Source organism: Gordonia sp. CNJ-863 (assembly GCF_001942325.1).
Lineage (GTDB): Bacteria > Actinomycetota > Actinomycetes > Mycobacteriales > Mycobacteriaceae > Gordonia > Gordonia alkanivorans.
In genome coordinates this window covers 22,851-43,989 of sequence record NZ_MKKG01000009.1, presented here as the reverse complement: position 1 = coordinate 43,989, position 21,139 = coordinate 22,851, and the positions used below count along the sequence as shown (strand labels likewise).

Sequence of the window (21,139 nt, the reverse complement as noted above, 5' to 3'; positions counted from 1 at the left end):
GAGGATGATCTCAGATGCCGGGACCGGACGCATCGGAGTCGTCCCGGATGCGGTGGCGCAGCGCGAACTTCTGGATCTTGCCGGTGCCGGTCTTCGGGAGGTCGGTGAAGACGATGCGTCGTGGCACCTTGTAGCCGGCGAGATGAGAGCGCGAGAACTCGATGAGTTCCTCGGGGCTCACCTCGGCACCGGCCCGGGGGGTGACGAACGCGACGGGCACCTCGCCCCATCGCTCGTGTGGCGCGCCGACAACGGCGACCTCGGAGACCGCGGGATGGCGTGACATGGCTTGCTCGACCTCGATGGAGGCGATGTTCTCGCCGCCCGAGATGATGACGTCCTTGCGTCGGTCACGGAGCTCGATCTCGCCTGCGGGATGCACCACAGCCAGGTCGCCGGTACGAAACCATCCGCCGCCGAACGCTTCTCGTGTGCCCTCGGGGTCGTCGTGGTAACCGCCGGCGACGGTGTTGCCGCGGATGAGGACCTCGCCCACGGTCTCGCCGTCGGCGGGGACGTCGGGCTTCGCCGGATCGCCGTCACCGACCACCCGCAGCAACTGCGCGACGACGCTCGCATTGCCCTGCCGGGCTTTCAGTGCGGCCTGCTCGCCGATGGGCAGGTCGTCCCACTCCGGTTGCCAGTCCCGCAGCACCGACGGTCCGAAGGTCTCGGTGAGTCCGTACAGGTGGGTGACGGAGATGTCGAGGTCGGCGAGGGCCGCGAGCAGCGACGGCGACGGAGGGGCGCCGCCGGTGCCGACGGACATCGGATGGTCGAGCCGGGTGGCGCGCGGGTGCGCTGCGAGGTCGATGAGCACCGTCGGAGCGGCGTTCATGCTCGTGGCACCCTCGTCCAGGATCCTGGTCCAGATCTCGCCCGCATCGACCTTGCGCAGGCAGACGTGTGTCGCTCCGGCCGCGGTGAGGGCCCAAGGGAACGACCACCCGTTGCAGTGGAACATCGGCAGCACCCACAGGTGGACCGTCTCGGGTCCCAGCCGCGCGTGGAAGGCCATCGACAAGGCCTGCAGGTAGGCGCCGCGATGGTGGTAGACAACGCCTTTCGGCTTACCGGTGGTGCCGCTGGTGTAGTTGAGGGCGATCGGCGTCCGTTCATCGGTCAGGCGCCGGTGCACCTCCGGGGCACCGGCGAGCCGGTGTTCGTAGGCGGTCGAATCCAGCATCGTCGCGGCGGCGGTCTGCTCGGCCGCAGCCGCCAGACTGTCGTCGTAGAGCAGCACACGGGCACCGGAGTGCTCGACGATGTAGCGCAGCTCCGCCGGGGCCAGCCGGGTGTTGAGCGCGACGAGCACGCCGCCGGCCATGGCCACGCCGTAGTGGGCTTCGAGGAGCATCGCGCTGTTCGGTGCGAGTACGGCCACCCGATCGCCGGGTTCGACGCCGAGTTCGGTGAGCAGTCCTGCCTGTCTGCGGCACCGCTGCAGCAGGTCGGCGTAGGTGCGTCGCACCGGGCCGTCGACGACAGCGATGCGGTGGCCGTGCACGACGGCCGCCCGTTCGAGGTAGCTGACCGGGGTCAGTGGCTCGAAGGACGAGTCGAGGTCGGGTTCAGTCATGTTCTCTCCATCCATCGCGTGCCACACCATCACCGGTCGGCACGGAGGCCGGTCGCCGGCTTTCGTGTCAGCGCGCGTTGAACCGCTGGGCGCCGTCGATGCGGATCACCTCGCCGTTCAGGTAGTCGTTCTCGGCGATGTGCAAGGCCAGTGAGGCGTACTCTTCCACGTCGCCCATCCGCTTCGGGTTCGGCACGCCCGGACCGAATTTCGCCTGCGCGTCCTCCTCGCTCATCCCGTAGGCCGGGGTGAAGAAGGTGCCGGGCGCGATCGACATGACCCGCACTCCGACGGGAGCGAGATCGCGCGCAGCGGTCAGGTTCAGGCCGATCACGCCACCCTTGGCCGCCGAGTAGTCGGTTTGTCCGGGTGCACCCTCGTAGCCGGCGATGCTGGCGGTGGAGATGACGACGCCGCGCTGACCCGACCCGAGCGGCTCGTTGCCGACCATGGCGGCCGCGGCCTGACTCATCACGTTGAACGTCCCCGACAGGAAGATGTCGACGGTCTTGCGGAAACGCTCGAGGCCGTAAGTCTTTCCCTCGCGGTCGACGATGCGGGCGCGGGCGGCGGACCCGCCGTGGACGATGACGGCGACCCGGAGGGGGCCGAGCTCCGTCGCAGCGGCGATGGCGTCGCGAACCGACTCCTCACTCGTGACGTCGGTGCTGCGGAACACCGCCGCGTCGCCGAGGTCGTCGGCGAGCTCGCGGCCCCGGTCCGCGGCCAGGTCGGCGACGACGACCTTCATCCCGGCGGCGACGAGACGGCGTACCGTCGCCGCGCCGAATCCGCCGGCGCCACCGGTCACGATCGCCGAACCGCCATCAAGAATCACGTCGAGGTCTCCTACCGATTGTGAACGAAAATATGGTTAGCTTTTTATACCTAATCTCGGCCGGGCACAAGGCTCACCGAAACAGCCACCGCCGGCAGACGTCGCCGCGAAGCGAAACGAGGGAATGTGACCGAGGCAGTCATCGTCAGTGCAGTCCGTACACCGATCGGCACCGCCCGCAAGGGGGCACTGGCCAACACCACCGCGCTGGAACTGGCACACGAGGTCGTCGGCGAGACCCTGCGTCGCTCTACTGTGGACCCCGGGCGGGTCGAAGACATCATCTTCGCCGAGTCGGGCTGGGGCGGAGGCGACATCGCACGCCACGCGGCGGTGACCAACGGGATGCCGCGGGTGCCCGGCCAGGCGATCAACCGCCACTGCGCCGGCAGTCTCGCCTCGGTGGGCAACGCCGCCGCGGCCATCCGCGCGGACATGAACGACGTGGTGATCGCCGGTGGCGTCCAGTCGACATCGACGGCACCGACCATGCGCTGGCGGGTTCCCGGCACCGCCGACGAGTACGTCGACAACTGGTTGAGCCCGACGCATCCGGACTCCACCGAGGCGCCCAACCGTGACATGTCGATCACCGTCGGATGGAACACCGCGCGCGCCGCCGACATCGATCGGGAGGCCATGGATCGGTGGGCGCTGCGCTCGCATCAGCGGGCCGTCGCAGCCATCGACGCCGGTCTGTTCGACGACGAGATCGTAGCGGTCAAGGCGTTGCAGCTCGACGGCTCCTACCGCGACTTCGGCGTCGACGAGCATCCGCGTCGGAGTTCTACGTACGAGAAGCTCGCCTCGCTGGCGCCGCTGCATCCCGAGATCGACGGCTTCTCGATCACTGCAGGCAACGCCAGTGGGGTCAACGACGCGGCGGCGGCTCTGACGCTGGCCAACGCCGAGCTCGCGGAAGCCGAGGGCTGGCCGGTCCTCGCCCGGATCCGGTCCTGGGCCGCCGTCGGCATCGAACCGGCACTCATGGGTCTCGGTGTCGTCGACGTGGTGCCGTTGGCCCTGCGCAAGGCCGGGGTGGAACTCGACGACGTGGCCGTGTGGGAGATCAACGAGGCCTTCGCCTCGGTGCCCATCGCCGCGTGCCGTCGTCTCGGGATCGATGAGGACAAGGTCAACATGCTCGGCAGCGGATGCAGCCTCGGACACCCGGTCGCGGCGTCGGGCGCCCGGATGCTCACCACCCTCACCCACCAGCTCCGACGAAGCGGCGGCGGTGTGGGTGTGGCCGCCATGTGCGCCGGCGGCGGACAGGCCGGCGCGGTCGTCCTCGAGGTGTTCTGACCGACGGCGCCGGGAGCCGGTTTCCGGCGGCCGGGTGGGTCATGCCGGGCGGAACACCGGGACCCACCGGTCGTCGGTGTGGATGAAGGCCACGGTGACCCGCATCCCGATGGTGACATCCTCGGGCTCGACGTCGACCAGATTGGCGGTCACCCGCAGGCGCGGTTGATCGTCGAGTTCGACCACGGCGGCGACGAACGGGACCTTCCAGCCGGGCAGCCACGGGTAGCGGTTGATCGTGTAGGTGAAGACCGTGCCGTTGCCGGTGACCGGCTCGGGGCGCAGGGTGTCGGTGAGGCAGAGCGGGCAGAGCGGTTGCCCGGGGTGGATGAAGGTCCGGCAGTCGCCGCAGCGGGGGAGCTGCCATGTTCCCGACGCGCCGGACGTCCAGAACGCCGCGTTGGCCTCCGTGACCGGCGGGAGGATGTGGGTCTCGGCGATCGGATCCGCGCTCAGCAGGCGCGGGTTGCTGTCACGGGTGGGCTTCTCGTCGGTGTGCTTCACAGGATCTCCTGGGGTCGTTCGTGTCGCCGGAGCGGCGGTGACTGCTAGCCTATAAATCGCTATATGATTATGCGAGTCCTGGGTGGTTCGCGACGGCGTCCGACGGAAGGTCGACGGTGCATCTCTTCGAATCCGATGTGGTGATCAGCGGTATCGGCCAGTCGGCCGTGGGGCGGCGGTTGGGGCGCTCGGGTCTGGACCTCACCGTCGAAGCGGCTCGTGTTGCACTGGCCGACGCCGGGCTGACGCGGGCCGACGTCAACGGGCTCTCGGCATATCCGTCGATGCACGACGATCCGGGATTCGGGCCCGTCAGCGTGTACGAGCTCAAAGAGGCCATGCGTCTGGAGCTGGACTGGATCGTCGGGATGCCGCACTCGATGGGCCAGTTCGGTCCGATCCTCGAGGGTGCGATGGCGATCTCGTCTGGTCTCGCCGACCACGTGCTTTGTTACCGCACGATGACCGAGTCGACGGCTCAGGGCGCCGCGAGCCGATCGTCGGTCACCGGCCGCCCGCGGGCGTCGTTGAATCAGACGATCGAGTACTTCATGCCCTACGGCCTGGCGAGTGCGTCGTCGTGGGTGGCGCTGTACATGCAGCGGTACATGCACGAATTCGGTGCCACCAGAGAGCAGTTCGCGGGCCTCGCGATGACCGAGCGCAGGCATGCGGCGCTGAACCCGAAGGCGATCTACCGGGCGGAGATGACTCTCGACGACTATCTCGGCGCGCGCATGATCTCCGACCCGGTCGGCCTCTACGACTGCGATGCGCCCATCGACGGCAGTACCGTGATCATCTTGTCGCGCAAGGGCGCGTGCCCGCGTCCCGAGAACGCCGTGAACGTCGAGGCGGCCGGAGCGGGTATGCGGGTCAGCGCCTACTGGGATCAGTCGCCCGACATGATCGAGATGGCCGCAACCGGGGCGGCCCGTCGCCTGTGGGAACGCACCGACCTGCGGCCTTCGGATGTCGACGTCGCGCTGCTCTACGACGGCTTCAGCTATCTCGCCATCGCCTGGCTCGAGGCCCTCGGTTTCTGCGGGCGCGGTGAAGGAGCGGCGTTCGTCGAAGGCGGCGAACGCATCTCGCTGGGCGGTGAGCTGCCGCTGAACACCCAGGGCGGCCACCTCTCGGGCGGTCGCCTGCACGGCTTCGGGATGCTGCACGAAGCGTGTCTCCAGGTGCGGGGCGACGCCGATCGGCGCCAGGTGTCCGGCGCCGAGCTCGCCGTGGCGTCCGCCGGCGGAGGTCCGCTGGCGGGGTGCCTGCTGGTCTCCGCGCCGGCCTGACGTCGCTCGTATGGCGTGACCGCTGATGTCGCGTCACCCTCCGGTTGTGCGCACGGCACCGACAGGAGGTTCAGTGCTGCAACGATATTCGAACCTTCAGCGCGGGGTCGTGCATCCTGGTCGACGTGGAACGCGCCGCTGTGGGGATGGTTCTGGGGCGAATCACCTCAACTCCTTGACGCCACCCCGGGTTATGGCTTTAATCACACTAAAGAACTTAAATGTTTAGTCGATTCGCCACGCCGGGGCGACCACACAAGGAGAGCCGATGACAAGCACCCTCGAGCCGACATCCGCCGGGCCCGTGGCGGACAAGGCCGCGATCTACCTGGCCGGCCGATGGCAGGAACCGGTCGCGGGTGAGCAGATCACCGTGGTCAACCCGGCAACCGGGTCGCCGGTCGCGAAACTCGCCGCCGCGGGTATCGACGAGGCGGACCGCGCGGTCGTCGCAGCCCGGGAGGCCCTGGACTCCGGAGTCTGGGCCGATCGGGACGCCACCGAGCGTGCCGCGACGCTCGTCGCCATCGCCGACGCGCTCGACGCCCGCACGGACTCGCTGGTGTCGGTGCTGATCGCCGACCTCGGGTTGCCGCGTTCCTTCGCCGAGTTCGTCAACCAGACGGCCGCGCAGATCTGGCGCGACGTCGCGGATCTCGCGACCGAGCTGCGCACCGAGGAGGTTCGCACCGGAGCGGGCTACAAGACCCTCATCCGTCGTGAGCCGGTTGGCGTGGTCGCCGCCATCGTGCCGTTCAACGCGCCGACGGCACTGGCCGCGGCCAAGATCGCCCCCGCCCTCCTGGCCGGGTGTTCCGTTGTGGTCAAGGCGGATCCGTACACACCGTTGGCGTCCTACATCCTCGCCGAGGTCTTCGACGAGGTCGGGTTGCCGCCCGGCGTCATCTCCGTGCTGCCGGCGGGCCGGGAGGTGGGCGCACACCTCGTCGCACATCCCGGCGTCGACTTCGTCAGCTTCACCGGAAGCACCGTCTCGGGGCGCGCGGTGATGAAGTCCGCGGCCGACCACATGGCCCGGATGACCCTGGAACTCGGCGGCAAGAGCGCTGCGGTGATCCTCGACGACGCCGATCCCGCTGCGGTCCTGCCGATGCTGGTCCCGCTGGCATTGGGACAATCGAGCCAGGTGTGCACCGCTCTCACGCGTCTCCTCGTCTCCGAGGAGAACCACGACATGTGGGCCGAACTGCTGGCCGGCGCGTTCGCGTCGCTCCCGGTCGGCGACCCCGCCTCACCCGACACGGTGATCGGGCCGCTGGTCAACGCCGACGCGGTCACGCGCTGCGAGCGGTTCGTCGCCGAGGCCGTCGAGGAAGGGGCCACCGTCCTCACCGGCGGAGAGCGACTCTCGTTGCCGGGCATGGAGAACGGCTACTTCTTCGCCCCGACCCTGCTCGACGGCGTGCGGCCCGACTCGACCGTCGCCCAGAACGAGGTGTTCGGCCCGGTCATCAGCCTGATCACCTACACCGACGTCGACGACGCGGTGCGGATCGCGAACGGGACCGACTTCGGCTTGGCTGCCGCGGTCTTCGGCACCGACGTCGATCGCGCCCTCGGCCTCGCCGACCGTCTCGACGCCGGTGTGGTGGCGGTCAACACACCGGCACCGCCATGGCCCAGCCCTTCGGTGGATACAAGCAGTCGGGCATCGGGCGCGAAGGTGGTCCGGAGGGACTCGACCACTTTTTCGAGGTCAAGCAGATCCGGGTGCCGGAGTGAGCTCGCAGCTCAGCACTCCCCACCGGTCCCCACCCGAACAGCACTGTCCCGCAACAGCTTGCCCTGAACAGAAAGTGAGCATCACCAATGTCCGCTCCTGATCGTCCCGCATACGACGACCTGCCCTTCCTCGACGGGATGAAGATACGGTCGGCGTGGGGCCACTACGGCGCCACCGACGCCCTCGGCGCCCTCAACCTCATCACCCCGGACGTGGTCCGCGCCGCCGCAGATCTCGTCCACAGCGGCGAGCGGTTCGTCCTGTCGATGCCGCTGTCGCTTCCGGACCCGCCGTTCTTCGGCCGGGAACCGCTCAAGCACGAGTCGTTCACCACCTACCCCGACGTCACCGACGACCGGCTGGACAACTTCTACCCCCAGTCCGGAAGTCAGTGGGATGCGTTGGGCCACCATGGATACCCGGCCGAACGCGGATACTACAACGGCCGCACCGAGGCCGACGTGCTCGAGAAGGGCGAGCTCGGGATCGACGGTCCCGCGTCCCGCGGCATCGTGACACGCGGTGTACTGCTCGATGTGCCGCGTCATCTCGAGAAGACCGGCCAGGCATACGGACCCGAGAAGCGCTTCGAGATCAGTGCCGATCTCCTGGCCGAGATCGCCGCGGCGCAAGGAGTCGAACTGCGGGCGGGCGACATCCTCTGTGTCCGGACCGGATGGGTCGGATACTACAAGGGACTCGACGCCGCGGCACGCCGCGACCTCGCCGAGGCCAGTCACCGCCTCGCCTTCGAGACCGCGGGTCTCGGACCCGCCGAGGGAATCGCGCGACTCGTCTGGGAAACGGGCACCGTCGCCGTGGCCGTCGACAACCCCGGTGTCGAACCGTTCCCGCCGCCCATGGTCCTCGAACCCCAGCCCGGCCCGGACACCGAGAACCTGGTACACACGCACCTTCTGACCGCTCTCGGAGTGCATCTCGGAGAGTTCTTCGACCTCGACGCCCTCGCCGAAGCGTGTGCCGCGGACGGCCGCTACGACTTCCTGCTCACCTCGGCTCCGCTATGGGTCGACGGCGGCATCGGATCTCCGCCGAACGCGATCGCGATTCGCTGAGTGCGGTCACACCACAACCTTTTCCATGAGAACGGACGATGATGAACGGACACCGATGAAGACACGTGCGGCAGTGCTCCGCGAGCAGGGGAAACCCTGGGAGATCCTCGAACTCGACCTCGACGACCCGGGTCCCGGTGAGGTCCGTGTCAAGATGAAGGTCGCCGGCCTGTGCCATTCCGACAAGCACGTGAAAGTCGGTGGCGGGGCGCGGTTCCCGATCGTCGCCGGCCACGAGGGTGCCGGCGTCGTCGACGCCGTCGGCGAGGGCGTGGAGTCGGTGAAGACGGGCGACCCCGTCGCCATCTCCTGGATTCCGGCGTGTGGCCGGTGCCGCTGGTGCAACGACGGCCAGTCCAACCTGTGCGACCTCGGTGCCAACATGTTGACCGGTGAGCTCGCTGCCGGCGGCTTCCGTTTCCATTACGAGGGCGAGGATCTCGGTGGCGAGGGCGCCGTCGGCACCTTCTCCGAGTACACCGTCGTCAACGAGCGCTCGGTGGTGAAGATCGCCGAGGACACCCCGCTCGAGCACGCTTCGCTGGTCAGTTGTGGTGTGACCACCGGTTGGGGAGCCGTCGTCAACGCCGGCGGCGCCCGTCCGGGCGACACCATCGCGATCTACGGCTGCGGCGGCATCGGCACCAACGCGGTGCGTGCCGCAGCATCGCTGAGTCCCGATCTGCTCGTGGTGATCGAACCCGTCGAGTGGAAGCGCGACTTCGCCAAACGGCAAGGGGCCGATCTGGTCTTCGCCGACGCGGCGCAGGCACAGGCAGAGGTGTGGGAGCGGACCGGGGGTGTCGGTGTCGACATCGCGGTCGTCACCACCGGCGTCGCTTCGGCAGAGGTGACCGGGCAGGCGTTCGAGCTGACCCGCAAGGGCGGCAAGATCGTGCTCGTCTCGACCGCCGACGACATGACCGAGAACACCATCGTGCTCCCCGGGTCGTTGCTCACCTTCTTCCAGAAGACGATCGTGGGAACACTGTTCGGACACTGCAACCCGCACTCCGATGTCCCGCGACTCCTCGCGATGGCGCGAAACAGCAAGCTGAACCTCGAGGATCTGGTCACCAGGCGTTACTCTCTCGACGAGGTCAACACCGGATTCGACGACCTGCTCGACGGTGAGAACATCCGTGGCGTGATCATCTTCGACGACTAGTCGACTATCGGCTACAACCGGCATATCTCAGGGCCAGGGACCGACGTCCCTGGCCCTGACGTCGTTGCGCGAAAGGTGATCCCGCGGAGGGAGACTCGTCTCGACGGGATTCCAGGCGGCGCTGTCCAGATGACGGTGCCCCGGTGAGGAAATCCTCACCGGGGCACCGTCGTAGTGGCGCATCAGGTCACGGCGATCAGCCCAGTGTCAGCGGCAGGCTCTCCAGGCCCGCGACACCACCGCAGTGCATGCGTAGCTCGGTACCGGGGGTCACCTGGTAGTCGGGAATCCGACGGTGCCACTCCTCGAAGCTGATCCGCAGCTCGAGACGTGCCAGGTTCGAACCCGCGCAGCGGTGCGCACCTGCGGCGAACGCGAGGTGACGGTTGGGCCGGCGGAGGAAGTCGACGATCAGCGGATCGTCGAACTCCCGTGGGTCGCGGCAGGCCGAGCCGCTGTGCAGCCACACGCGGTCGCCCTTCTTCATCGCGACGCCGGCGAACTCGAGATCGTGGGTCACCGTGCGGGCGTCGTTGACGAAGCTGTTGTAGCGCAACAACTCCTCGATCGCGTTCGGGATGAACTCAGGGTCCGAGACGATCTGGGCGCGGTGCTCGGGGTTATCCGCGAGGAACCTGAACATCAGTCCGTGGGCGGCCGTTACGGTGTCGAGTCCGGCGATGAACAGCAGGAAGGACATCCGCAGCACTTCGTCGTGCGTGAGCTTCTCGCCATCGACCTCGCTGTTGAGCAGGATCGTGATCAGGTCATCGTTCTCGACGCCCGAGTCGATGTCGGCGGCACGCTCGCCGATCAGCTGCGTCAGGTACTTGGTGACCTCGCCGCCGGCTTCGCGCTTGCGCACCAATCCGTCGCCGATCTGCGAGCTGTGTAGGATCGCGCTCACCCAGCCGATGAACTTCTTGTGCTCCTCGAACGGCAGACCGAGCATCTCGGTGAAGATCCGCACGGGCAGCTGCTCGGCGTAGGCCTCCATGAATTCGATTTTGTCGCCGTTGTTTTCGAGGATATCGTCGATCAGCGCATTGGCGGTCGAGCGGATGTGGTCCTCCATGGCGCCGATCCGCTTGGGTCCGAAGACCGGGTTGATCAGCGCGCGGTACTTCTTGTGCTCCGGCGGGTCGAGTTCGATCGGGAGCATCTTCACTCCGCCGTAGCCGGGTCCGCCCGGGAGTCCGACCGGGGAGCTGGAGAAGTCCTCCGGACGCTGGAACACCTCGCGTTGGTCTTCCCATCGCGTGACCGCCCAGAAGCCCTCGTACGCGGGGCTGTAGAAGACGCGGTACTTCTCCCGGAGTTCGTCCATGAGCCCGATCGGGTCGATGTGGACGATCTCGTCGTTGTGGTGATCCACCCAGTGGACCAGCTCCTCCGGGACGTGCGGCGGCACTTCCACGCGCTCGGGAGGGACAGTGCCCGCAGCTGTGGTTGCTGCGGTCGCGTTCTCACTCATGGACATGCCTTTCTCGGGGTGTATTGCAGATCGGTGAAACGAGGTCGGGACAGATGTCGCGACGGGGGCTGAGAAACTGCGAAGTCGGGCGCTTCGCGTCTCATGGACGACGATAATGCGCTAGATCATATAGCTAATACTAGTGACAGCGCTCACAAAGGTCCAGTCCTGCGGGGAACCGCACGTCGTTGCGGTCGGGTCGCGGGGGGTGGCACGGTACGGGCATGCCTGATCCCGACCACATCGCCGGCGTGCGCATCGACGCACGCCGTGCCGAGTCGCCGTCTCCGCGTCGATCCCTCGCCCGCCGTCAGATCGCGGAGGCCGCCGCCCAGGTGTTCGCCGAACTCGGCTTCGTCGAGACGACGGTCGACGCGGTGGCCGAACGCGCCTCGGTGTCGGCGCGCACGGTGTACCGGCATTTCGGGAGCAAGGGTGCGTTGCTCGCAGCCGGATTCGCGGTCCGGATCTCGGATTACCTTGCACGGGTGTCTGATCTGCTCGACGGCGGAATGGGCCTCACCGCGAGCCTCGAGAACGCGGCGCGCAGCGGCTTCCTCGACGCGTCCGAGCACACCGAGGGTCTGGTCGCGGCGGCGTCGGACGAGGGGGAACTCTGGGCGCAGTGGCTCTGGGCTGCGCATCGTCAGCACGACGCACTGGCGCGGCTCATGTGTCGCGCCGACGGGCGGCCGGAGGAGGAGGCGATCGACGCGATCTGGCAGTTGCGCGCCGCGGCGCTCCTGAACTCCATCGTGACCGCTCACGAGGTGTGGGTTCGCTCCTCCGGGCGTCGGGAACTCGCGGATGTGCTCGCCGAGGCGATCCGGGCATTGGCGCCGATTCTGAGCGACCGGCCTGACGCCTGACGATGCGGGGGCGGCCTGACGCCTGACGATGCGGGGGTGGCCCCGGCTTGGCGAATGATGAGTGATCTGGCACACTCCAATAGTGTCAGTTTGTGACACTCAAATAGATAGCTATTCAGGCCAGAGGATTGGCAGGAATTCCGCACCGGATTCCGCAGCCAACGGGGGCCGAGTCAGTGAGGACGTCCCATGCCATTGCAAGACCACATGCAACTCATCTCGACTGACGACCATCTGATCGAGCCGGCGAATCTGTGGACCGATCGCCTCCCGCGCAGATTCATCGAGCCCGGACCCCGGATCATCGAGAAGGTCATGAACGACCCCAACCGTCCGGCACACGTCTGGACGATGGAGGGCAAGATCTACCCGTACATCGGACTGAATGCGGTGGCGGGGAAGAAGCCCGAGGAGTTCGGTGCCGAACCGGTTCGCTTCGACGACATGCTGCCGGGCTGCTACGACCCGAAGGCGCGCGTCATCGACATGGACATCGACGGTGTACAGGCGGCGCTGTCGTTCCCGTCCTTCCCGAAGTTCGCCGGCACCATCTTCCTGCAGGCGCAGGATCGTGAGTTGGCACTGCTGTGCGTGCAGGCGTGGAACGACTACGTGCTCGACGAGTGGTGCCCCACTGCTCCGGACCGGTTCATCCCCTTGTCGATCCTCCCGCTGTGGGATGCCGATCTGTGCGTGCAAGAGATCCATCGGGTCGCGGCCAAGGGTGCGAAGGCCATCTCCTTCCCCGAAAATCCGGTGCCGCTGGGACTTCCCTCGTTCCACACCGATCACTGGGACGGTGTCTTCTCGGCATGTGAGGAGACCGGCCTGCCACTGTGCGTGCACTTCGGTACGTCCGGCAAGCCCCCGATCACCGCGGAGGAAGCGCCGATGGCGGTCATGATCGCACTGTTCGGCTGCAACTCGATGTACGCGACCGCGGACCTGTTGTTCTCGCCGGTCTTCCACCGCCACCCGAAGCTGAAGTTCGCGCTCTCCGAAGGGGGTATCGGCTGGGTGCCCTACATGCTCGAGCGCATCGACGCCACCTGGGAGAAGCACCGCTTCTATCAGAACGTCAATCAGACGGTGCGGCCGTCGGACCTGTTCCGCAAGCACATGTACGGCTGCTTCATCGAGGACGACCACGGCATCGCGAACCGTCACCTGGTCGGCATCGACAACATCACGTGGGAATGCGACTACCCCCATTCGGACTCCAACTGGCCCAACAGCCGCAAGGTCGTCACCGAGGCCATGCTCGACGTGCCCGACGAGGACGTCGAGAAGATGGTGGAGACCAACGCGCGCAAGCTCTTCGACTTCCCGCGTCTGGACGCGTGAGGCCATGAGCGCACAGGCATCGGCGAACAACAACCGCGAGCAGATCGAACAGGTCGAACAGATCAAGGCCGCGGACTGGACCGACATGGATCTGCTCACCCGGGATCTCGCCGGAGAGCTGCTCGACGGCGAGATCGAGGCGGAGGAGAAGCGGGTGGCGGCGGTGACCGACGATCCGGGGCTGACCGACGAGCAGCGCGAGTCGGCGATCATGTTGCGGCAGCGCCGGATCGAGGCGATGCGTTCGGTCCGTTCCGACCTCGCCGCGGCGGCGGATGCGCCCGCGACCACTCCGCACCCGCTCACCTGACACGGGCGACCGGATCCACACGGCAGCGGCCTGGCTCCCTATCGGGGGCCAGGCCGACGTCGTTGTCGTGGAAGCTGACGTTCAGGCCGGTGCGGCGGCGACCTGTTCGGTCAGCTCCCGGACCAGAGGTGCCGATTCCTTCACGAAGCCGACCGACAGGACACCGACGAGTTCGCCGTCCTTCTCGCAGCGGGCCAGGAACTGTCCGTCCCAGTCACCGGCGGTGAGGATGTGATCGTCTGCGGCGCCGGGGAATCCGTAGCCGTCGAGTCGGATGCCACCCTGTTCGGTCCAGAACCCCGGTACGGAACCGAAGGTGGACGACGTGCCGATGATCGACGAGGCGACGTGCCGAGCCGACTCGCCCGCGTGTGTCCAGTGCTCGAGCCGCCGGCGTAGCCCGCCGAGGAGCGACTGCGGTGCCCACGCGACGTCGCCGACGGCCCAGACGTTCAGTGCGTCGACCACGCGTAACGTGTCGTCGACCGGAACCCCGAAGTTCACGTCCAGTGGCGTCGTCGCCAGCCATTCGACATTGGGGACGGAGCCGACCGCCTCGATCACGATCGAGGCGACGACCTCGGACCCGTCGTCGAGCACCACGGAACGAAGAGCGTTGTCGCCGAGCAGATGCGACGCGGTGCGTCCCGTCCGGAAGGTCACCCCCGCGGCCTCGGATCGGCGACGCAGCGACGTCGCGGCGGCTGCCCCGAGAGCCCCGACGAGCGGTTCGGCCTCAGGTGCGACGACGGTGACGGTGTGGCCCTGTCCCGCCAGGGTCCAGGCGAGTTCGGTGCCGAGGAATCCCGCACCGAGGATCGCGACGACGCGCGGGCCGTCCAGAGTGCGAGCCAGCGCCTGCGCATCCGCGACAGTTCGCAAGACGTGGCGCCCGCCCGTCGGACCGGACAGGTCTGGCCCGGGTAGATCAAGACGGCGCGGACGCACGCCGGTCGCCGCGACGAGGTGGTCGTACTCCACCGTGGTGTCGTCGCTCAATCGGACCCGGGCGGCGGCGAGGTCGGCTTCGACGACGCTCGTGCCCAGGCGCCACTCGAATTCGACGCCTTTGCGCATCCGCAGTCCGACATCGGCGGCGGTGATGTCGCGGTGGAGTGCGGACTTGGACAGGGGAGGACGGTTGTAGGCCGGGAGCTCCTCCTGAGACACGATGACCACGTCACCGTCGAAGCCCTTGGTACGCAACGTTTCGGCGGTCCGCATACCGGCCAGTCCGCCGCCCGCGATCACGACGCGGCCGGCGCTCACGGGGTCACGCCCTCGCCGGCGATCAGCTCTCGCGCCAGAACCGCGCCGCGTGGGCCGATCCGGTCGAGCAGGGTCGCGCGTTCGAGATACAGATGAGCGTCGTGGTCCCAGGTGATGCCCATGGCGCCGTGGGTCTGGATGGCCGCCGAGGTGGCGGCGGTCGCGGCGCGGGTCGCGAGCAGACGAGCTGCGGCGATCTCCCAGCCCGCACCCTCCCGGTTCTCGGCGGCGGCCGTCGCCGCGAAGAACAGCTGGGCATCGGCGGCCTCGAGCGCCACGCCGACGTCGGCGAGACGATGCTTGATCGCCTGGAAGGAGCCGATCGGTTTGCCGAAAGCCTCACGGTCTCGCGCATAGTCGACGGCCATGTCCAGACTTGCCGAGGCGATGCCGATCTGCGCCGCGGCGATGGCGAGGGTTGCCTGCGAGCTGACCGACGCGTCGGCGCTCACCAGCACCTCCCCGAGCGTGGCGACCTTCAGTGCAGGTGTCGCGGGGTCGATGAGGTCGGCGGGCCGGGCATCGCCGGCCGTTACGGCGGTGACCGTCGTCGAATCGGCGAGTACCGAGACCGCAAGGGAGGTTTCGGTATCGGCGTCGAGCAGAAGGTACCCGGTGCTCGTCGACAGTGCGATGGCCGCCACCGCATCGCCGGCGAGCAGTCGCTTGAGCAGGGCCTCGTCGCCGGCGACGGCGGCCGCCGTCGCCGCGACCGTGGTGGCCAGCAATCGCAGCGGTGCGAGGGCGCGACCCGCTTCGCGGTGGGCGATGGCCAGTTCCTTCGTCGACAGGCCCAGGCCGCCGGCCGATTCGGCGACGGTCAGCCCGAACCAGCCGAGTTCGGCGCTGCTGGCGACCGGCGAGCCGACCTCGGCGCCGTCGGCGATGGAATGGGCCGGTGCCGCACCGGCGTTCGCGGCGAAATAGTCCCGCGCGAGGTCGGCGATCGCGCGTTCGTCGTCGAGTAGTAGGTCCATGATCTTCCAATCAGGTTCGGGTGTGGTTGGCGTGGCGTCGGGTCATCTGGGCAGTCCGAGTACGCGGTCGCCGATGATGTTGCGCTGGATCTCGGAGGTTCCGGCACCGACGGTGCGCGCGAAGTCCCAGAGCCACAGGCCTGACCAGCCGTCCTCCCAGTACGGAGTGAACTCCAGACCGTCGGCGGCGAGCACCTTCATCGCCAGGCTCGCGACCTGCTGCCGCAGTTCGGCGAAGTACAGCCGGATGATGGACCCCTCGGGTCCGGGTACACCGCCGCGGACCGACTTCGACACGCTGCGGTAGCTCATCGCGCGCAGCGCGGCGACGCTCGCACGCAGGTCGGCGAGTTCGGCTGCGACGGTCTCGTCGTCGATGGCCCGGCGGTTACCCGACGGCGCGTCGTAGCGTGTGCACAGCTCGATGAGTTCGTCGACGGCGTGGGACAGTTCGAGCTGTTCGGTGAGGAAGGCCGACCCGCGCTCGAAACCGAGCGTGTTCATCGCGACCGTCCATCCGTTGCCCAGTCCGCCGACCACATTGGCGAGCGGAACGCGAACGTCGTCGTAGAAGACCTCGCAGAAGTGATGGTTGCGGGCGAGTGTCTTGATGCGCCGGATCTCGATGCCGGGGGAGTCCAGCGGCACGAGCACCCACGAGAGTCCCTGGCGTTTGGGGGCATCGGGATCGGTGCGGAACAGGCAGAAGTGGTAGTCGGCGACGTCGGCGTAGCTCGACCACACCTTCTGGCCGTTCACCACGAGCTCGTCGCCGTCGACGACGGCGCGGGTCCGCACCGAGGCGAGGTCGGAGCCGCCGGAGGGCTCGGAGAATCCTTGCGACCAGATCTCCTCGCCGCGCAGGATCCTGGGGAGGTGTTCGGCGCGCTGCTCATCCGTGCCGCGCAGCGCCAGCGTCGGGCCGCCGTAGAAGACCGCCGGGAACGAGGTGCCGGTGTACGGGGCCTTCGCCCGCGCGTACTCCTCGTACCAGATGAGTTGCTTGACCACCGAGAGTCCGAGGCCGCCGTACTCGCGCGGCCAGGACACCCCGGCCCACCCGCCGTCGAATTGTGTGCGTTGCCAGGCGTTGTCGAAGTCCCGCATCGCCTGGCCGTCCTCGGGCCGTCGCTCGGCGGGGACGTTGTCCCGCAGCCAGACGCGGGCTGACTCCCGGAACTCGATGTCCTCGGGATCGAAATGCAGGTCCACGTGACCTCCTCACTCGGCCGGAGCCGGCGGCACACGAGGCGCCTGACCGGCGGGTTGGATCGATCATGCCGGATCCATTGTTATTAGTCTAATTAGATAATTAATATGGCTACTATGCGGCTTCCAGGAGATGAACAGCTCGACGCATGGCGTCCACCCACCTACACCGTGTCGGCCGACGGCAAGGTCGACGGCGCGCGCGCCGGCACACCCAACAACTGGGGTCGATGGGGCGACCACGACCAGCGTGGCACCGCCAACCTCCTCACCGCCGATCGCGTCGTCGAGGCCGGCCGGGAGATCCGTACCGGCAAGTCCTTCTCGCTGGCACTCCCGATCGGCAAACGATCCCCGTTGGTGGGCAGCCGGGTGGCGACGATCCACACCTTCACCAGCTCCACCGTCGACGACATCGTCGGCGATTCATCGGCGCTCGGGTTCCAGACCTCCGACGACGTCGTCGTGATGCCGCTGCAGGGTGCGACCCAACTCGACGGTCTCGCCCACGTCGCCGCGGACGACACCATGTACAACGGCTACTGGGCGGGACTCACCACGGCGCGCTCCGGGGCGCGTCGTCTGGGTATTCATCACCTGGCGAACGGCCTGGTCGGGCGTGCCGTGCTCGTCGACGCCGGACGTCACCTCCAGCTCGATCCCTACACCGGCGTGGTCGACGTCGACGGACTGGAATCGACGCTCGCGGCAGCCGGGGTGACGGTGGAGCCCGGTGACATCCTGCTCATCAGAACGGGATGGCTGGGTGCGTTCCTGTCGGCGGAGAAGTCGCCGCGTACCCGGTCGGCCGGGCTGGCCCCGTCCACCGCGCAGTGGCTGGCCGACGCCGACGTGGCGCTGGTCGCCACCGACACCCGCACCGTCGAGGCGCTGCCCAACCCGGAGGGCGACGCCGTCCTGCCACTCCACATCGCGGCACTGCGAGACCTTGGCCTGCTGCTCGGCGAGCTCTTCGACCTCGACGACTGGGCGCGGGACTGTGCCGAGGACGGCGTCTACACCGGCATGTTCGTCGCGGCGCCGCTGCCGGTGGTCGGGGGAGTGGGATCTCCCCTCAACCCGTTGGTGCTGAAGTGAGTCCGACGAGCGCCGCGTTCCGGCGACCGACGGCCCCGGGGTCGCCGACCCCCTGCCAGGAATCTTTCGACAAGAGGAGACAACCGTGATCGACAAGGCGCAGCTGTACATCGACGGGCAGTGGACCGACGGGGCCGAGGGCCGTCGGATGGTGGTGGTCAACCCGGCCACCGAAGAGGAGTTCGCGACCGCCGCGGTGGGTTCGGCCGCCGACTGTGACCGCGCGATCGCCGCGGCGCGGCGCGCCTTCGGCTCCGGGCCGTGGCCGGCGATGAGCAGGCCGGAACGTTCGGAGATGCTGGGCCGGTTCGCCGTGGAACTGCGTGCGCGTGTCGACGCACTCGCCGAGGCCGTCACCGCCGAGACCGGTGCGCCGTCGGCCTCGGTGCGTGCCGTCCACCTGCTCGCACCGCTGGGCCACCTGGACCACTACGTCGAGCAGGCGCGTCAGCCGGACACCACATCGCTTCCGCTGCAAGTCAATCCGCGACCGGACGGATCATCGTGGCTGGGTGGGTCGGTCCTGGTCCGTGAGCCAGTGGGGGTCGTCTCGGCCATCACCGCGTACAATTTCCCGTTCCATCTCAACATCGCCAAGCTCGGCCCGGCTCTCGCGTGCGGCAACACCGTGGTGCTCAAACCGTCGCCGAACACCCCGCTCACCGCCGCGCTGATGGCCGAGGCTGCCGAGGCGGCGGGCTTCCCGCCGGGCGTCGTCAACGTGGTCAACGGGGGCGCAGATGTCGGTGCGTTGATGTGCACGGACCCCCGCGTCGACCTCGTCTCGTTCACCGGCTCAGAGGCTGTCGGGGCCGCTGTGTCCGCGCAGGCGGCCCCGACCATCAAGCGTGTGCTCCTCGAACTGGGTGGGAAGTCGGCGATGATCGTGCGTGCCGACGCCGACCTCGACGCCGCACTGGCGATGGGCCTGGGCAGCGTGGTGACCCAGTCAGGACAGGGATGCGCTCTGACGACAAGGCATCTGGTGCACGCCGACATCTATGACGACTACGTCGCAGGCCTCGCCGACCGCGTGCGCGCGATCCAGGTGGGCGACCCGACCGATCCGTCGACCGCGATGGGTCCTCTCATCAGCGCCGTGCAGCGGGAGAAGGTCGAAGGGTTCATCGGCGACGCCACGGCTGCTGGCTCGAGGCTCGTGGCGGGCGGTGGTCGGCCCGCGGATCTGGACAAGGGGTTCTTCGTCGAGCCCACGGTGTTCGCCGACGTCGACAACTCGTCCCGCCTGGCGCAGGAGGAGGTCTTCGGACCGGTCGCGGCGGTGATGTCCTTCCGCGACGACGACGAGGCGGTCGCGCTGGCCAACGACTCGAACTACGGGCTGGGCGGAGCGATCTTCTCCGCCGACGCCGGACGCGCCTTCGAGATGGCGCGCCGCATCCGCACCGGCCAGGTTCACATCAACGGCGGCTCCGGTGCCTCCCCGGGCTGGGATCCGTTCGGCGGTTACAAGCGGTCGGGCCTCGGCCGCGAACTCGGGGACGCGGGCATCGCCGACTACTCCGAGATCAAGACCATCAAATACCACGCAGGCTGATTCGGCCTGCGCCAGAGAGGAGTACGACGATCGACGCCATCGACATCGGCCTCGCGATGATACGCATCGCGGTGGGGCTGACCTTCGCGGCACACGGATTCAACAAGTTCTTCGGCGGCGGCCGCATACCCGGCACCGGGCGGTGGTTCGATTCGATCGGGATGCGCCCCGGCCGGATGCAGGCTCTGCTCGCCGCGTCGACGGAGGTGATCGCTGGGCTGCTGCTGGCGGCCGGGCTGCTGACCTCCTTCGCCGCGGCCGGTGTCGTCGCGGTGATGCTCGTCGCCGCCTGCACAGTGCACCGCGACGGCGGGTTCTTCGTCAACGGCAACGGCTGGGAGTACAACATGATCCTCGCCGCGATGGCCGTCGGCGTCGCGATCACCGGCCCCGGCGGGCTGTCCGTCGATCATCTCCTCGGGTCCGCGCCGCTGTTCGACAGTTGGTGGGGACTGGTCATCGGACTCGGCGGCGGGCTCCTCGCCGGGATCGGCCTGCTCCTCGCGTTCTACCGACCGACCACGCCTGCGCTCGCGTGACCGTTCGCGCCGTTTCCGTTTCCCTGCACCACGACTCGAGAGGCATCCCCGGATGATCGACACCACCGGACTCCACCCGGAACTCGCGGCGATCGCGCCGCATCTCCCGGATCTGGCACTCGACGACCCCGTCGCCGCGCGTGCCGCCGGGCGGGCACTCGTCGAACAGGCGAGTGCCGGTGCGCCGCCGCTGGACCTGTCCGGCATCGTCTGCGAGGAGATCGAGGTCGCGGCTCCCGACGGGCCGGTCGCGGTGACCGTCTACCGACCGGTGGGGGTGGACAAGCCCGCCGCCGTGATCAACATCCACGGCGGTGGGTTCGTGATGGGAGACCGGGAATCCATTGAGGCCCAGTGCGTCTCCTGGACCCGCGAGCTCGGGATCGCGGTGGTGAACCCCGACTACGGCCTCGCTCCCGAACGTCCGTGTCCCGGAGCGCTCGAGGACTGTTATGCGACGCTGCGGTGGGCGGACGACCGCGCGAACGGCTTCGACGTCGACCGGCTCGCCGTGGCAGGCAGCAGTGCGGGAGCGTGTATCGCGGCCGGGGTCGCGCTGATGGCCCGTGATCGGGGCGGGCCGTCGCTGGCGTTCCAGATGCTCGGTTGCCCCGTGACCGACGATCGAGCGACGACGGAGTCGGCGATGCGCTTCACCGACACCCCGGTGTGGAACCGCGCCAAGGTGGTGCAGTCGTGGAACCTGTACGCGGGCAACGATCGCCGGCACCTCGGCAGCTACGGTGCGCCGGCACGCGTCGACGACCTGTCCGGGCTTCCACCGAGCTTCGTACTCGTGGCGGGACTCGATCCGCTCAGGGATGAGGGAATCGCATACGCGCAACGGATGATCGACGCCGGGGTGCCGACCGAGCTCCATGTGGCGCCCGATGTGTGCCATGGGTTCACATCGCTGCCGGGATCCCGTAGCGCGCACTTCGCGGCCGTCCAGACCACCGCTCTCGCAAGAGCGTTGGCCTGAC

The 21,139-nt window shown here is 68.1% G+C and carries 18 protein-coding genes and 1 pseudogene; 12 read left to right on the top strand and 7 right to left on the bottom strand.

Going from position 1 to position 21,139, the window contains the following annotated elements; all coding sequences use genetic code 11:
* Positions 1–10 precede the first annotated feature (10 nt).
* The gene (locus BJF87_RS05025; RefSeq protein WP_042378098.1) at positions 11–1,579 is read right to left on the bottom strand and encodes an AMP-binding protein; all 1,569 of its coding nucleotides are present in this window, start codon (positions 1,577–1,579) and stop codon (positions 11–13) included.
* 67 nt (positions 1,580–1,646) lie between these two features.
* Positions 1,647–2,417, bottom strand: coding sequence for an SDR family NAD(P)-dependent oxidoreductase (locus BJF87_RS05020; RefSeq protein WP_042378081.1), 771 nt, complete (start codon positions 2,415–2,417; stop codon positions 1,647–1,649).
* Positions 2,418–2,543: 126 nt separating this feature from the next.
* On the opposite strand from BJF87_RS05020, the gene BJF87_RS05015 reads away from it, so the two are divergent.
* Positions 2,544–3,722: a thiolase family protein gene (locus BJF87_RS05015; protein ID WP_042378080.1), complete on the top strand. Its 1,179-nt coding sequence runs from the start codon at positions 2,544–2,546 to the stop codon at positions 3,720–3,722.
* 39 nt (positions 3,723–3,761) lie between these two features.
* Here the strand turns inward: BJF87_RS05015 and BJF87_RS05010 are convergent, their stop codons facing one another.
* Positions 3,762–4,226 (bottom strand): Zn-ribbon domain-containing OB-fold protein, encoded by a 465-nt coding sequence (locus BJF87_RS05010; protein ID WP_230461905.1) that lies wholly within the window; start codon positions 4,224–4,226, stop codon positions 3,762–3,764.
* Between the two features lie 116 nt (positions 4,227–4,342).
* On the opposite strand from BJF87_RS05010, the gene BJF87_RS05005 reads away from it, so the two are divergent.
* From BJF87_RS05005 to BJF87_RS04990, 4 genes and pseudogenes are all read left to right on the top strand, one after another.
* On the top strand, positions 4,343–5,521 hold the full coding sequence (locus BJF87_RS05005) for a thiolase C-terminal domain-containing protein (RefSeq protein ID WP_035753103.1): 1,179 nt from the start codon (positions 4,343–4,345) through the stop codon (positions 5,519–5,521).
* A 268-nt stretch (positions 5,522–5,789) separates the two neighbouring features.
* Positions 5,790–7,264 (top strand): annotated as a pseudogene (locus BJF87_RS05000) (aldehyde dehydrogenase family protein).
* Positions 7,265–7,351: 87 nt separating this feature from the next.
* A complete protein-coding gene (locus BJF87_RS04995; protein WP_035753099.1) occupies positions 7,352–8,341 on the top strand; it encodes a cyclase family protein in 990 nt (329 codons plus the stop codon).
* A gap of 55 nt (positions 8,342–8,396) precedes the next feature.
* Entirely contained in the window at positions 8,397–9,509 is a 1,113-nt protein-coding gene (locus tag BJF87_RS04990; protein WP_035753097.1) for a Zn-dependent alcohol dehydrogenase, read from the top strand.
* A 196-nt stretch (positions 9,510–9,705) separates the two neighbouring features.
* Here the strand turns inward: BJF87_RS04990 and BJF87_RS04985 are convergent, their stop codons facing one another.
* The gene (locus BJF87_RS04985; RefSeq protein ID WP_158037458.1) at positions 9,706–10,983 is read right to left on the bottom strand and encodes a cytochrome P450; all 1,278 of its coding nucleotides are present in this window, start codon (positions 10,981–10,983) and stop codon (positions 9,706–9,708) included.
* A 224-nt stretch (positions 10,984–11,207) separates the two neighbouring features.
* Between BJF87_RS04985 and BJF87_RS04980 the strand changes: the two genes are divergently transcribed.
* The 3 genes from BJF87_RS04980 to BJF87_RS04970 all read left to right on the top strand — a co-directional run bounded on the left by BJF87_RS04980 (position 11,208) and on the right by BJF87_RS04970 (position 13,506).
* Complete coding sequence (locus BJF87_RS04980) at positions 11,208–11,852, top strand: TetR/AcrR family transcriptional regulator (protein ID WP_052362811.1); 645 nt, start codon at positions 11,208–11,210, stop codon at positions 11,850–11,852.
* Positions 11,853–12,041: 189 nt separating this feature from the next.
* A complete protein-coding gene (locus tag BJF87_RS04975; RefSeq protein ID WP_042378079.1) occupies positions 12,042–13,196 on the top strand; it encodes an amidohydrolase family protein in 1,155 nt (384 codons plus the stop codon).
* A gap of 4 nt (positions 13,197–13,200) precedes the next feature.
* A complete protein-coding gene (locus tag BJF87_RS04970) occupies positions 13,201–13,506 on the top strand; it encodes a hypothetical protein (RefSeq protein ID WP_042378078.1) in 306 nt (101 codons plus the stop codon).
* Between the two features lie 81 nt (positions 13,507–13,587).
* Here BJF87_RS04970 and BJF87_RS04965 read toward each other — a convergent pair whose 3' ends face one another.
* Genes BJF87_RS04965 through BJF87_RS04955 form a run of 3 tightly spaced genes read right to left on the bottom strand, consistent with a single transcriptional unit; the run spans position 13,588 to position 16,964 of the window.
* The gene (locus BJF87_RS04965) at positions 13,588–14,775 is read right to left on the bottom strand and encodes an NAD(P)/FAD-dependent oxidoreductase (RefSeq protein WP_052362810.1); all 1,188 of its coding nucleotides are present in this window, start codon (positions 14,773–14,775) and stop codon (positions 13,588–13,590) included.
* A complete protein-coding gene (locus tag BJF87_RS04960) occupies positions 14,772–15,752 on the bottom strand; it encodes an acyl-CoA dehydrogenase family protein (protein WP_075862752.1) in 981 nt (326 codons plus the stop codon). Before BJF87_RS04960 ends, BJF87_RS04965 begins: the two co-directional genes overlap by 4 nt.
* 42 nt (positions 15,753–15,794) lie before the next feature.
* Positions 15,795–16,964 (bottom strand): acyl-CoA dehydrogenase family protein, encoded by a 1,170-nt coding sequence (locus BJF87_RS04955; protein WP_042378075.1) that lies wholly within the window; start codon positions 16,962–16,964, stop codon positions 15,795–15,797.
* A 114-nt stretch (positions 16,965–17,078) separates the two neighbouring features.
* Between BJF87_RS04955 and BJF87_RS04950 the strand changes: the two genes are divergently transcribed.
* The 4 genes from BJF87_RS04950 (at position 17,079) to BJF87_RS04935 (ending at position 21,138) form a co-directional block, all read left to right on the top strand.
* Complete coding sequence (locus BJF87_RS04950; RefSeq protein ID WP_035753079.1) at positions 17,079–18,059, top strand: cyclase family protein; 981 nt, start codon at positions 17,079–17,081, stop codon at positions 18,057–18,059.
* Between the two features lie 85 nt (positions 18,060–18,144).
* Positions 18,145–19,617: an aldehyde dehydrogenase family protein gene (locus BJF87_RS04945; protein ID WP_042378071.1), complete on the top strand. Its 1,473-nt coding sequence runs from the start codon at positions 18,145–18,147 to the stop codon at positions 19,615–19,617.
* A 56-nt stretch (positions 19,618–19,673) separates the two neighbouring features.
* A complete protein-coding gene (locus BJF87_RS04940) occupies positions 19,674–20,156 on the top strand; it encodes a DoxX family protein (RefSeq protein WP_042378070.1) in 483 nt (160 codons plus the stop codon).
* 52 nt (positions 20,157–20,208) lie between these two features.
* Positions 20,209–21,138 (top strand): alpha/beta hydrolase, encoded by a 930-nt coding sequence (locus BJF87_RS04935; RefSeq protein WP_042378068.1) that lies wholly within the window; start codon positions 20,209–20,211, stop codon positions 21,136–21,138.
* Position 21,139: the final 1 nt, after the last annotated feature.

What these genes read in the sequence shown, in the direction of transcription:
- BJF87_RS04960 (WP_075862752.1), bottom strand. Translation starts at nt 15,752, where the DNA reads ATGGACCTACTACTCGACGACGAACGCGCGATCGCCGACCTCGCGCGG.
- BJF87_RS05025 (WP_042378098.1), bottom strand. Translation starts at nt 1,579, where the DNA reads ATGACTGAACCCGACCTCGACTCGTCCTTCGAGCCACTGACCCCGGTC.
- BJF87_RS04980 (WP_052362811.1), top strand. Translation starts at nt 11,208, where the DNA reads ATGCCTGATCCCGACCACATCGCCGGCGTGCGCATCGACGCACGCCGT.
- BJF87_RS04985 (WP_158037458.1), bottom strand. Translation starts at nt 10,983, where the DNA reads ATGAGTGAGAACGCGACCGCAGCAACCACAGCTGCGGGCACTGTCCCT.
- BJF87_RS04935 (WP_042378068.1), top strand. Translation starts at nt 20,209, where the DNA reads ATGATCGACACCACCGGACTCCACCCGGAACTCGCGGCGATCGCGCCG.
- BJF87_RS04950 (WP_035753079.1), top strand. Translation starts at nt 17,079, where the DNA reads ATGCGGCTTCCAGGAGATGAACAGCTCGACGCATGGCGTCCACCCACC.
- BJF87_RS04990 (WP_035753097.1), top strand. Translation starts at nt 8,397, where the DNA reads ATGAAGACACGTGCGGCAGTGCTCCGCGAGCAGGGGAAACCCTGGGAG.
- BJF87_RS04970 (WP_042378078.1), top strand. Translation starts at nt 13,201, where the DNA reads ATGAGCGCACAGGCATCGGCGAACAACAACCGCGAGCAGATCGAACAG.
- BJF87_RS04940 (WP_042378070.1), top strand. Translation starts at nt 19,674, where the DNA reads ATGATACGCATCGCGGTGGGGCTGACCTTCGCGGCACACGGATTCAAC.
- BJF87_RS04975 (WP_042378079.1), top strand. Translation starts at nt 12,042, where the DNA reads ATGCCATTGCAAGACCACATGCAACTCATCTCGACTGACGACCATCTG.
- BJF87_RS04995 (WP_035753099.1), top strand. Translation starts at nt 7,352, where the DNA reads ATGTCCGCTCCTGATCGTCCCGCATACGACGACCTGCCCTTCCTCGAC.